The organism is Bacillus sp. NMCC4, assembly GCF_002998555.1.
GTDB lineage: Bacteria > Bacillota > Bacilli > Bacillales > Bacillaceae > Bacillus.
This window is the reverse complement of the sequence record NZ_PVRA01000007.1, coordinates 78,212-92,307: the sequence shown is the minus strand read 5'-3', so window position 1 is coordinate 92,307 and position 14,096 is coordinate 78,212. Positions and strand designations below refer to the sequence as shown.

The window sequence follows — 14,096 nt, the reverse complement described above, 5'->3', positions numbered from 1 at the left end:
TGTCCACCTCTTCGTTTGCTTAAAATATATCCATTAGCTTTTCAAGTTCATCCATCGTGAGATCTTCATCCCCTACATCACTAGGTGTCATCTGGGTTTCCTCCTGTGATACGCAATGTGAAATCAGCGCCCTCACATTCTTTTCAAGAAGATCCTTGAATTGTTCCATCGTACGTTCTTCAAATTCAAGTTGATGATAAGAAATCGTCACATGGAACATGGCTTGTTCGACGAATCCCACAATATCAAGTGCATGAGGTTTCTCTGATTCAGGACTCAGCGATTGTCCTGGATGCCACGTTGAGCGGCTTAACTCACCGCTGATCTGTTCATCAAACTGACCAAGATAGTTAAAGCTGATATCTGGCGCGAGATCAAATGAGATATCGTCCTTCATCTTGTCAGGGGTTAAATATTTTAATATGCCATAGCCGATTCCCTTGTTCGGAATGTGCCTGAGTTCCTCTTTTAAATGCTTGATCTGATAAGAAAGATCGTCTGCATGCGACATATCCAGTAACACAGGATACATACTTGTAAACCAGCCAATCGTCCGTGATACATTGATTGCAGGGAGGATGTTCTCTCTCCCGTGTCCTTCAAGATGAATAAAGTGTCTGTCTTCACCTGTCCACTCTTTCATGGACAATCCAAGTGCTGTCAGCAAAATATCATTGATGTCTGTTTGATATGCTTCATGTACATCTGTCAGCAGACTGCGTGTTTCCTCCTCAGACAATGTAAAACGAATGGTCTGTGTATGAAGCATCCGCTGATCTTCTGTCACATAATCCTTTTGAATCGGTGTAACGGAATGCGCAAGTACCTTTTTCCAATAGGCTCTTTCCGACAGCAACTCATCTGACATCGCGTATTCCGTCAGCTTCTGGGCATATTCTTGGAAAGAGTGTGTTTTTTCAGGAAGTGTCAGGATTTCCCCGCGCTTCGACTGTTCATAAAGAGCTATAAAATCTTCAAGGAAAATACGCCATGACACACCATCGATGACAAGATGATGTACAGCGAGCAGTAAATGATCCCCTTGATCCGTTCGGAAAATAGCTGGCTTTACTAAAGGTCCTTCCGCTAGCGATATACTCGCCTGCACTTCATTTGCCAGCTTTTCTACCTGCAGGATTTGCTCCGACAGTTCCCCTCGTACTTCCATTACATCAACAGCCACCAAGTTTTCTTCGATTTTTCGATGACGCTGGATCACGCGTCCTTCTTCAAGCGGATACACCATTCGCAAGGCATCGTGATGGATCATAAGCTGCTCCAACACTTGCTGAGCGATGGTTTCATCCAAACCATTTGGCGCTTGGAGCATAACCGATTGGTTCCAATGGTGCTGACTCGTAAAGTTTCGCTCAAAGAACCAGCGCTGAATCGGTGTGAAAATGACTTCCCCTTCGACAGGTGACTGGTCGGCTGTCAGTTGATCAGCTTCTTCGATATATGGGCGCAGCTCTGCAATCGTTGGGTACTGGAATAGTAGTTTCATATCGAGCTTCCAGCCCGCTTGTGTGAGTCTGCTTGCCATTTGAATGCCTTTAATCGAATCTCCGCCAAGGAAGAAGAAGTGATCGTGAATGCCGACTTGGCTCACGCCAAGTACGTCTTCCCAAATGCCGCATAGAAGCGTTTCGACTTCGTCTCTTGGCGCTTCGTAAGCCGTTTGGTTTGCTTCCATATCAGGCGCTGGCAATGCTTTCAGATCGACTTTGCCATTTGCCGTCATCGGCAGTTGGTCTAGCTTGATGATCCATGAAGGCACCATATAGTCTGGCAACGTGCGTTTTAAGCTTTCTTTTAAGTCTTCTGTTTCATTCTCCGTGATGACATATGCGGCAAGGGCGTCTTGATCGCTTGCATCTTTCACCGTTGTCACGACTGCTTCTTTGACTGAATCCAGCTCAAGAAGCTGAGCTTCAATTTCTGATAGCTCAATCCGGAAGCCTCGGATATTGACCTGATGGTCTTTTCTGCCGAGATAGATCAGCTCGCCATCCTCTGTCCATTTCACTAAGTCGCCTGTGCGATACATGCGCTCACCTGGATAAAATGGATCTGGGACAAATCGTTTATCTGTTTCCTCCGGAAGATTCCAGTACCCCCTAGCCAGTCCTTTTCCTGCGATCACAAGCTCACCCGGTACGCCTGGCGGCGAGAGGTCATATAACGAACCCATAATGTAAAAACGTGTATTGGCAATCGCTGTTCCGATTGGAAGCGTTCCTTGATCTGGATTGATAATCCCGCTTGTCGCCACGACTGTATTTTCCGTCGGACCGTAGTTATTCACGAGTTTATATGGAACAGGCTTTATCTGTTTCAGCTTATCTCCGCCTGTTAGTAAGTAACGCAGAGAATGATTGTCCATTGACATAAACTGCTCGCATAACTGGGTCGGCAGGAACGCAATGGTGATACCTTCTTGATTGAAATACGCATTGAGCTTGATCATATCGAGACGAATCGCTTCATCGATGATGTGCAGCTCTGCGCCGGCGATCCATGACGGGAACATTTCCCAAATGGAGGCATCAAAGCCAAAGCCGGCATATTTGGCGGTTCGATCTGCATTGGTCACTTGGAAGGCATCATTGTGCCAAAACGCTAGGTTTACAAGGGACTGGTGCTCGACCATGACACCCTTCGGCTGTCCTGTTGTTCCAGACGTGTAAATCATATAGGCGAGATCAGTCGGTTTCATATGAATCTGAATTTCTTGCGCTTCACCTTTTACGGCATCCTCTATCAATAGGACATGACCTGTGAATGAAGATGGTGCAGTCAATCCTTTTTGCATCAAAAGAACCTCTGCCCCGCAGTCTTCCAGCATGTAGGTAATGCGCTGATCCGGATAATCCGCATCGATTGGAACGAATGCCGCACCTGCCTTCAAGACGCCAAGGACAGCTGCCGTCATATCAAGGGACGGACGGGTGAGAATGCCGATGCGGTCTCCTCGTTTTATGCCGTTTGAGATGAGCCTTGAAGCGACTGTATTCGCCCGACTGTTCAGTTCTTCATACGTCCAGCTTGTTCCGCAGAAGGTTGCCGCTTTTTGGTGCGGTGCTTCAAATGCTTTAGCCTCGATCAGTTTATGAATGGTTTGATCTGACGGAACGTCTAGGACAGGACCTGACCATTCACTGAGCAGTTTTTGCTGCTGCTTCGGTGATAATAGCTGCATTTGATCTAGCGATTGATCTGGCGCTGATACCATTTGTTCCAATAAATGAAGGAAAAACTCCTTCCACTTTTCAATCGAAGACTGTTGAAAGATAGAAGAATTAAAATCAAACACAAGCTCAATATGATCAGCCGATTCGTTTCCAGTTAAGGTCAAATCAAATTTGGCGATGTTCTCTTCGAATGGCTGTGGAACAATGTGAAGTCCATCCATCGTTAAGTCACGGATATCCGCATTTTCCATTGAGAACACCACATCAAAGATGGGATGACGGCTAGTGTCTCGAACCGTTTGCACTTGGTCTACCAATTCTTCAAATGGGTACAGCTGATGCTCATTTACCTCTAACACAAGCTGGTGTACATTTGACGCAAATTCTGCAGCTGTCTGATGTCCTGCTGGCTTGGTTCTAAGTGCCAGCGTATTCACAAACATACCGATGACAGATTGAATATCAGGATGAGTTCTGCCTACAATCGGAGAACCGATGATGATATCTTCTTGTCTCGAAAGTTTGCTTAAAAGGGTACTGTAACAAGTGAGCAGGACTGTATACGTCGTACTGTTTAGCGCTCTGACCAGCTCATCCAATTTCGCTTTAAGCGGCCCATCGATTGTAAAGGAGACACGCTCTCCTGCGAATGTTTGCACTTTTGGTCTTGGCAGGTCTTCCGGCAGTGCCAGTACAGGTAGCTCTCCTTGTAATTGCTCCAGCCAAAACGCCTCTTCAGCTCTTTTTTGTGCAGCAAACGTCTCACTTTTTGACCAAACCGCATAATCCTTATATTGAACAGGTAATTCCTGTAGTTTGTCTCCTCGATACAAGGCTGAAAGCTCCTCAATTAAAATGCCAACAGATGCGCCATCTGAAATGATATGATGCATATCAATCAGTAAATAATGGACATTTACGGAAACAAAAACTAGACCTACTCTGAGTAAAGGCGCCTTTCCTACATCAAATGGACGGATAAAGTCATTCATCAATTCCTGTATGTCTCGTCCGTTCCCTTCGATTTTTTCAATGTCTGCAGAGATATTTGTTTCAATCCGCTGAACAGGTTCATTCTGAACGAAATCAAAGCTCGTTCGGAATGCTTCATGACGATGGACAAGCTGTTCAATCGCCTTTTCAAATCGTTTTTCATCAAAGGTCCCTTCCAGCTTTAAAGCAGCCGGCATATGATAGCTTTGCTCCGCATCGGTCATTTTCTCCAATACAAACAGTCTTTTCTGAGCAGATGTCACTGGATAATAGGCTGCCTCTTCGGCGATCTCCACTCGCTTAATTTCCGTTTGATCCGCTTGATCAACCGCCAAGGCAAACGCCTCTAATGTTGGGGATTCAAATAAAGACTTCAAAGTGAGCTCCACGTGCATCTCTTCATACAGCCTGTTCAGCATTTTCATGCCGCGCAGCGAATGGCCACCGCATTCAAAGAAATGATCGTCCCTGCCGATTCTCGGCACTTCAAGAACTTCCTCCCAAATGCGCGCTACGTGATGCTCTGTTTCGGTTTGAGGAGGGATGTACTCATTTACCCCCTGCTCACTTAGGTCAGGCACCGGTAAGGCGCGCCTATCTACCTTGCCGTTATTCGTCAGCGGAAGCTCGTCTAATTGCATGAAGAACGACGGCATCATATACACAGGCAGTTCACGTCCTGCTTGCTCGCGCAAATCAGTTAATGAGACAGACCCTTCTGCTGTGAAATACGCACATAATGTATCATTTGGAGCTGCAATGACGACGGCTTCCTTCAATTGCGGATGTCGCAGTAGCTGATGCTCAATTTCTCCAAGTTCAATACGCTGACCTCGAATCTTCACTTGATGATCAATCCGTCCAATGAATTCAATCTCTCCATTTGACAGCCAGCGTGCAAGATCACCCGTTTTATACATGACCTCACCAGGGCGGAAAGGATTTTCCACAAATTTTTCGCTTGTGAGTTCTGGCTGCCCATAATATCCTTTCACCAGTCCATCACCAGCGACACATAGCTCTCCCGCAACACCCGGCGGCTGCACATGTCCAAATTCATCTACAATGTAAACAGCCGTTTGACTCACTGGCTTTCCAATTGGAATGGATAACGCCTGCTTCTCAATGTGATTCACTGAATAATACGTAGTGAAAATCGTGCTTTCAGAAGGACCGTACATATGAACAAGCTTGCCTTCCCCCACCGTTTCAAGTGCAGTCATGACATGAGGCACGGAAGCTCGCTCTCCGCCAAACAGAACTTTTCTGACGTTCTTCAGGCTGTCTTTTTTCATATCGATGAGTAAGTGAAAAAGAGCTGTCGTGATCATTAAAATACTGACTTTTTCCTTCTCAATCGCTCCAGAAAGCTCATTCATATTTAAGATATGGTCCTTTGGCAGAACAATCAGTTTCGCTCCGTTTAATAAAGCACCAAACACATCAAACATAAAAGCATCAAATACATAGTTTGATAGACTCATCACCGTGTCTTCATGATGAATGGTAAGATAATTTGATTGCTTCACCGTTCTCAAAATATTCCGGTGTGTCACCATATTTCCTTTCGGCTTGCCAGTTGTACCAGATGTATAGGTCAAATTCGCCAAGTCCTCAGGTAAAATAGGTATGTCTATATTGCTGTCTGACTGCTGAACAATCGCTTGATCTTCTGTTTCGACGACGGTTCCCTCAAAAGAAGCGAGTATCGAACGTTGGCGCAGCACCTGGTGTGTCAGTAAAAATTGTGCACCGCTATCTGTCAAAAAGTGCTTCACGCGCTCATCAGGGAAATCAGGATCAATTGGTACATAGACGCCGCCCGCCTTAAGTACAGCTAGAACAGAGAGTACCATTTCATTGGATCGTTCAAAGAATAAGGCCGCTTTCATCCCTCTTTCAAACCCATGTTCACGTAAATAATGAGCCAGCTGGTTCACTCGGTCATTCAGTTCTTGGTAAGAAAGAATCTCACCTTCACATTGGAGTGCAGACTTATGACCATGCTCCTGCACCTGTGCTTCAAACTGCGTCACAATGGTTTCTTCTGCCGGATAAGGCGTCGGTAACGGATTCCACAGATTCAGTTGAGCTTCCGCTTCCTGTTGAGACAGTAATCGATAGGATCGAATCGCTTCCTCCGGCGATTGGACCATCTGCTCCAGCAAATACATATAATGATGTAGCATTTGCTCGGCTGTACTTCGTTTAAATAGCGCCGTACTGTAATCGAGGACAAAGGATAAACCTTGATCTGACTCCATCGCTTGCAGCGTTAAATCAAACTTTGCAATATGGAAATTAGTTTCTTCAATTTCAACTTGCATCTCTCCAATATGCTGGGCTGCTCCATGATCTGGCATGAGTGTAAAAACGGTATCGAATAAAGGATGACGGCTAAAATCTCTTGGTATATTCAGCTTTTCAAGCAGCCGTTCAAATGGATATTGCTGATGCTCAAATGCATGCATCGTCTTTTCCTTAACTTGCTCGATCAACTGCGACATGGTTCCATTCGGATCAACCTCTGACCGCAAAGCAAGTGTCTGGACAAACATGCCGATCATGTCATCCAGGTCTGCATGCACACGCCCTGCCGCAGGTGTTCCAACCACGAATTCCTTTTGACCCGTGTACTTCGCAAGCAATGTATAGTAAGCAGAAAGCAGAACCGTATACAGTGTCGTGTGGTGATTTGCCGCAAGCTCCTGCAATTGTTCCTTTAACGTTTCATCTATTTCTTTGATCACACGATCCCCTGTGAAAGACTGGACCGCTGGGCGTTGATAATCGGTCAACAGCTGTAAAGCAGGAAGATCACCCGAAAATTCCTGCAGCCAGAATGCCTCTTCTTTTTGAAAATCTTGTTGTTCTTGCCAAACAGCATAATCTTGATATTGAAGCTTCAATGGTGCTTTGACCGATCCCTCGTAAGCATCTGACAGCTCACGCAGCATTAAATCAATCGAAAGACCATCTGAGATGAGATGATGCATATCGAAAAAGAGCAGGTGCTCCTGATCATGTAATGACTTCAAGCCAATACGAAGAAGTGGTGCACACTCAAGGTCAAAAGGTCTGACAAATTGCTGCATATTTTCTTCCATCGTGCCGCCTGTCAGCTGCTCTATTTGAAATGGCACTGATGGAGCTACCTGCTGACATGGAACACCTTTCAACGTATGAAAAGAAGTACGCAGCATATCATGACGTGTGATGAGTCTTTCAAAGGCTTCAGTCAGCTTCTCTCGCTGCAATGTTCCTTTTAACCTCACAACAGCCGGCATATGGTATGCGGTGCTTTGCTCCAATTGACTCACCATATAAACGCGCTGCTGTGGAGGTGACAATGGATAATGGTCTGCTGCCGGCGCTTTTGGTATCACCGTTTCAGAAGATGTTTCCGCTTGCTCAATGTAGGCAGCCAAAGCAGCAATGGTCTGCTGTTCAAATAAAATGGAGAGCGGCACTTCCACCTGAAAGTCTCGCTGAACATGTGTGAGTACTGTCATCGCTTTAAGTGAATGACCACCTCGCTCGAAGAAAGAATCATATACACCAATCTTCTCTTGACCAAGAATTTCTTCCCACAAACGCACAAGCTTCGTTTCGAGATCGTTTCTAGGTGCAGCATATACAGCATGAACTGCTTTGTCGCCTTTTAAAGCAGCAAGTGCACGACGATCGACTTTGCCGCTGACTGTGAGTGGAAATGCATCGAGCTCTTTGAAATAGAGCGGCATCATGTAAGCTGGAAGCTGATGTTTGATAGCGGCTTGCAGCATGTCAACTGACACACCTTCTTGACGAGCTTGATAGTAAGCACTTAACGCCTTTTCCCCATCCGCTTCATCAACCACAAGTACGACAGCTTGATCGACTCCATCTACCTGCTCCATCACTGCTTCAATTTCGCCTGTTTCTATGCGGTAACCCCTTATTTTTACTTGATCATCCATTCTGCCAAGATAATCAATCGTGCCATCCGGAAGCCATCTGACTAGATCCCCCGTTCGATACATACGCTCGTGTGGAGAAAACGGATCTGTCGTGAATACCTTCTCCGTTAATTCAGGCTGATTCACATAGCCTCGTCCAACACCTATCCCTGCAATGCATAGCTCTCCAACAGCCCCCTGCACCTGTAATTGATCATGGTCATTTAAAATATAAAGACGGTGATGACCGAGTGGTTTTCCGATCGACACATAACGCTGCTGTTCAGATGATTCGCGCAGCTCACTTAGTTCCAGACGATGAACCGCCGCATCGACACACGTCTCAGTCGGACCATACACATTCCACAAAGTAAAATCAGGCTCACTCATACGAACCGCTTCGATAAGAGAGTGTGCTGCTTTCGCAGGCAATGCTTCTCCCCCAATCAACATGTGTGTCAATGACAGCCCGCCCAAATCCGCTGCAAGTAAAAGCTGCACATGCGCCGGTGTTCCGTCTGCTGCTTCAATTTGATGTTTTTTATAATAAGCCGCTAATTGAACACCATTTCTCGTCGTTTCTCGCGGGATGATATGAAGCGTATGCCCAAATAAAAGAGCAGCAAAGATTTGTTTCACCGATGCATCAAAATGGAATGGTGCAAGAAGCGCCATTTGAAGCTCACTCGCCCCTTGATAAATCTCATGATGCAAGGCATGGACCAAATGATGCAGCTGAAGATGCTCAATCATGACGCCTTTCGGCTTTCCAGTCGTACCTGATGTATAAATCATGTAAGCCAAATCCTCAGGTGCCGACTGATTTACAAGCTCAGGCTGCAGACCATCATCTAATTCGATTTGCTGCTGAACGACCATTTTTTCCGAGAGGGCACGGTATGTTGAAACGAACGATTCCTCTGTTAACACAATGGAAGCACCAGAATCCTCCACAATATATTGAATGCGCTCCTCGGGTAATGCCGGATCAATCGGTACATACGCCCCGCCAGCCTTTAATATGCCGAAGATCGCCACCATAGCATCTGCCTTCCGATCCATTAGGACAGCAACAGGCACATCACGCGAGACACCTTTCATTTGTAAAAACCGCGCCAGCTTTTCTGCCTTTTGATACAGCTCTCCATAAGTAAATGCTCCATTTTCCGCTACAACGGCTGTCCGCTCTGCATACTTATTTGCTGTCTCATCAAACATGTGGTGAACCGGTTTTTCAGCTGGTTTTTCAAACGGAATTCTCTCAGATAGTTGCAGCAGTTCCTTTTGTTCATCTGATGGAAGTAAAGGAAGTGTCCCGATCAGCTGGTCAGGCTGAGAGACCGCCGCCTCTAGTATGATCAAAAATCGATCAAACATTTTACTGATTTCTTCTTCGGTGAATACATCTGTACGGTAGTCCAAATCAATGGTCAATGTATCTGTATCCCAGCGGTCCTTTACATGGATTGAAATATCATTCATTCCGCTCCCGCTAAAAATCGGTTCAGTAATAAAAGATAGATTCTCTTTTTTCTGCCACTGCATGACCTGGTATTCTAAAGAAATATCAAAAAGGCGCCCTGTAAACCCTTCTCTTTCTCGCAAATCATTCATGAGGAGATTGTAAGGGTACTTTTGGTGACGCAAGATCTTCATTTGATCCGCCATGACCTGTTTTACGAAATCAAGAAATGTTTGCGACCCATGAACAGATGCACGCATTGGAATCGTGGAAACAAACATGCCAATCATCTTTTTTTCTTTGGCATTCGTTCGGTTGCCCATAAAGGTTCCAAGAACAACATCCTCCAAGCCGCTAAAACGATGTAAATATACATAAACAGTGGACATAAACATCGAGAGCATACTGACTTTCTGCTCTTCACAAAAAGCACGAAGTTTCTCCTTCAAAGAATCTGGAATATCCCCCGAAAATCGCTGCGCATGTAAACTCATCTCGTATCCCTTATGCGGTTTTAAAGAAGCGAAATCTGGAATATTGGCAAATTGCTCATTCCAAAAGGCTTGGTCTTTTTGAAATCGTTTAGAAGTTTCATAGCTTTGCTCACTCATGATGTGATCAACGAAGGAAATGTCCTCAACCGGTGAGATGTCTACCCCGTGCAGCATGTCCTGGTATAAGTCGATAATGCGATTTCCCATCAAGATAATCGAGATACCATCCGCCACAATATGATGTGCTTTACAGAACAGCCAGCACTCTTGATCACTGATTTGAAAGACCGTAAATTCAATCAAGGGGCTGTCAATTAACGGCATTGGCTCACGGATTTGCTCATTCGCCCAAGCCCTCACTTCTTCTTCACTCCAGCCCTTCTCCATGCGAATCGGCTGTTCTTCATAAGGCTTCATATATTGAACAGGCTCCTCCTGCTCATGTCGATACACCAGCCTCAAACGAAGGGAGTCAGTTTGGCGAATGTACGCTTGAAGCACGTCAACGACTAAAGATGGATCTAAACCTGATACCGATCTCAATCTGGCGAATCCACCCAAATTAGAAATACTTGTACCTGGATAAAATCTTTCCGTGTAGAATACTCGCTTTTGCGCATGTGTTAAGGGGTAATAAACTGTATTCATTCTTATCCTCCGCCTCTTCTATGTTTTCTCCACCAATGTGACACCCTGAACCCTCTATATCAAAAGAACCAAGTCTATTTGATTAAATAGACGCAATACGGAAAGAAGCCCACCCCGAATAAAACGGAGGGACTCCCATTTTGATTCGGTAACCTGCCGACCATAGTAAAAAAGCAACATTTACCTTAGGACATGGCTTTGCGTCTCTACGTTTCCATAGATTTGCCTTTTTCTTCTTTTCTTTTTAAATATTTTCTATTTACGTCCACTTTATATGAAATTATTGTTTTTTTCACCGAAAAATGGGTGTAAAGATTCATGCGTTATACCGAATGAATCACCTGATAATTTACGATATTTACCGAAAATAACTAATAATAGTTGCGTTCAACCGAAAATAATCGACTAAATACCGCAAAAATTTCATGTTTCCCCTTAAAATTTGCAAATATGACCGAAAATGCAGGATAGAGGTCTCCTTTCATTCTCCAAAATTTCTTAAATCTTAAGAACTATATTCCCTGAAAAATTGAAAATATTTACCGTAAAAACAACACAAAAAGAGCTGCCATTTCAAATGACAGCTCCCTTGTTTCTTCATTATATTTACATCACCTTAGACAGGCCAATCGTTTTCTCAATGATGAGCAACGCAATGATAGAAATGATAATAAATATGACAGATATCGCATTGACACTCGGATCAAAGGTTTGCTCAATGTAATTAAACGTCCTGATGGGAATCGTAATGGTTTGGGGAGAGGAAACGAACAAACTGATCGATATTTCCCCAAATGACGTCACAGCTGAAAACACCCCGCCTGCAATAATTCCTGGCTTAATCAAAGGCAGCGTCACTCGAAAGAATGTGCGAATGGGTCCTGCGCCAAGATTCATTGAAGCTAGCTCAAGCCGCGGGTCCAAATTCGAGACACTGACGCCTACTGTTCGAACCACATAGGGAAAGCCAATAATGACGTGACCTATGACAAGCGCCCACAAAGATCCCGTAAACCCCATAGCCGTAAACAAATAAAGCATGGCAATCCCCAACACTACCTGAGGAATCATAAGTGGTGACAAAATGAAGGCTTGGATGGCCTCCTTTCCCTTAAAGGAAAGCCTTGCTAAAGCATACGAAGCCATCGTGCCTAAAAGAACCGTGAGCGGCGTTACGATGAATAGCAATATCACACTGATACGCAGAGACTCCATCCATTCTGGATTCGACACGACCTCTTGAAACCAACGAACGGAGAACGAAGTCGGTGGAAATTCAGGAAAGGCATTTGGACTAAAAGCAGATAAGACGATGACAAGAACAGGTATGGTTAAAAAGAGATAAACCAATGACCCAGCAGTCCAAATCAGGATTGAAAGCAAGCGGTCACCTAATGATTTTTTACGCATGCATCCTCGCCTCCCAACGCTTCAATAGATAGCTTAATAAACTGACCACCACAAGCACACAAACCAATAACGTAAAGGACATCGCTGCAGCAAGAGGCAAGTTATACACCTGCATGACCTGCTGATAAATAGACAGCGGCAGCAGAGGCTGCATCCTTCCGCCGACTAACAGCGGGGTGATATAGCTCCCAGCCGCCAGTGAAAAGACAATAATAGCTCCAGTCACCATACCTGGAATGGTCAGTGGAAAGGTCACATGAAAGAAGGTTCGAATACGTCCAGCTCCTAGACTCATAGAAGCCGGTCGTAAATGACGATCCATATCGGTTAAGCTCGTCGCGATAGGCAGCACTGCAAAAGGCAGCATGACCTGAACATAAGCAATAATCACCGCATTCATATTCCACAGCATAGAGAGCGGCTTCTCAATCACATGTAAATCTAATAACATGCCATTGATCAGACCATTTTGCGAAAGAAGGACAATCCATGCAAACGTCCGAATCACAACACTTGTCAAAAGCGGCGAAACAAGTAAGATATAGAAAAATGCCCGCAGACGCGGATGAGGTGCCTTGACGAGCACGTATGCTGCGGGGTATGCCATCAATAAACAAATCACCGTTGTCTGCAAGGCTACCCACACTGTACTTCCAATCGCCTTCACATACGCATCTGTCGTGAACACATGAATATATTGAGAAAAGCTATATGTTTGTAATGTATTCATCATTGAATCCACATCGCGAAAACTGAGGACGAACATCATCACAAGCGGCGCTAGAAGAAATACAACAAGAAACAAACACGCAGGCAGCAGCATGAACCAATGAAATCGCTGATTCTTTTTCTTGATACGCATCACGTATGCACCTTCGAATCTAGGAAAACGATATCTTCAGGCTGCCAATTGATATGAATTGCTTCTCCAGCTTTCGGCAGTTCAGGAAATGCTGCATCAGAAGCATGGACAATCATTTCACCGCTATCGAGCCCCACCACCAAACGTAATGAGTGACCAATATAACTGACATTTGCCAGCACGCCTGATACATGGTTGGGCTGAACGTCTTCCCCCTCAGAAGATATGCTGATTCTTTCTGGACGGAGCATGAGTAAATGATTCCCCTTCTTCTCTTGGTGTGCCGCAGCCTTTAACTCAACATGCTGCCCGTTTGACTGGGTTAAATGAGGAACGATAAATGCAGCTTTAGCTTCATCATATACTGCTTCAAATAGGTTCACCTGTCCGATAAATTCAGCAACAAATCGATTGTTTGGCTGGCGATACACCTCTAAAGGCGTCCCAATCTGCTGGATTCTTCCCTCACCTAAAATCCCAATCCGATCAGAAAGGCTTAATGCTTCCTCTTGGTCATGGGTCACGAGGATGGTTGTAATTCCGACATTCTTTTGAATATTTCGAAGCTCTGTCTGCATATTTTTTCTAAGTTTTGCATCTAGGTTACTGAGCGGTTCATCAAGAAGAAGAACAGACGGCTGAATCGCAAGCGCCCTTGCAATCGCTACCCGTTGCTGCTGTCCACCACTTAATTGATGCGGCATACGTTTCGCAAACGCCTCTAATTGCACAAGAGACAAACATTCCATTACTTTCTCTTTGATTTCTGCCTTCTTTTTCTTTTGAACCTTTAACCCGTACGCCACATTATCAAATACGGTCAGATGCGGAAAGAGTGCATAGCTTTGAAAGACCATACCCGTTTTTCTTTGATAAGGCGGTAAAGTCGTCACATCCTGATCACCAATATAGACGACACCTTTTGTTGGCTCTAAAAAACCGCCAATGATGTTTAATAACGTTGATTTTCCGCAGCCGCTAGGGCCAAGAAGGGAGAAAAACTCTCCCTCATTCACCGTAAGACTGACATCGTTAAGAGCAATCTGCTCACCGAAATGCTGGCTGATATGTTCTAAATGGATTCCACTCATGCGATCA

General features: G+C 44.8%; 4 protein-coding genes and 1 riboswitch. All 4 genes read right to left on the bottom strand.

Translation table 11 applies throughout. From position 1 onward, the window contains the following. Positions 1–19: 19 nt before the first annotated feature. Positions 20–10,726, bottom strand: a complete 10,707-nt coding sequence (locus C6Y02_RS14575) for a non-ribosomal peptide synthetase (protein ID WP_189318269.1) — start codon at positions 10,724–10,726, stop codon at positions 20–22. 144 nt (positions 10,727–10,870) lie between these two features. Further along, positions 10,871–10,963, bottom strand: a riboswitch (cyclic di-GMP riboswitch). Between the two features lie 369 nt (positions 10,964–11,332). Then, positions 11,333–12,136 (bottom strand): ABC transporter permease, encoded by an 804-nt coding sequence (locus tag C6Y02_RS14570; RefSeq protein WP_106031578.1) that lies wholly within the window; start codon positions 12,134–12,136, stop codon positions 11,333–11,335. Beyond that, positions 12,129–12,998: an ABC transporter permease gene (locus C6Y02_RS14565; protein ID WP_060595513.1), complete on the bottom strand. Its 870-nt coding sequence runs from the start codon at positions 12,996–12,998 to the stop codon at positions 12,129–12,131. The genes C6Y02_RS14570 and C6Y02_RS14565 overlap by 8 nt, the downstream gene beginning before the upstream one ends. Beyond that, complete coding sequence (locus C6Y02_RS14560; protein WP_106031577.1) at positions 12,998–14,089, bottom strand: ABC transporter ATP-binding protein; 1,092 nt, start codon at positions 14,087–14,089, stop codon at positions 12,998–13,000. Before C6Y02_RS14560 ends, C6Y02_RS14565 begins: the two co-directional genes overlap by 1 nt. Positions 14,090–14,096: the final 7 nt, after the last annotated feature.

Excerpts from the sequence above, each read along its gene's own strand:
- C6Y02_RS14565 (WP_060595513.1), bottom strand. The coding sequence starts at position 12,998 with ATGCGTATCAAGAAAAAGAATCAGCGATTTCATTGGTTCATGCTGCTG.
- C6Y02_RS14570 (WP_106031578.1), bottom strand. The coding sequence starts at position 12,136 with ATGCGTAAAAAATCATTAGGTGACCGCTTGCTTTCAATCCTGATTTGG.
- C6Y02_RS14575 (WP_189318269.1), bottom strand. The coding sequence starts at position 10,726 with ATGAATACAGTTTATTACCCCTTAACACATGCGCAAAAGCGAGTATTC.
- C6Y02_RS14560 (WP_106031577.1), bottom strand. The coding sequence starts at position 14,089 with ATGAGTGGAATCCATTTAGAACATATCAGCCAGCATTTCGGTGAGCAG.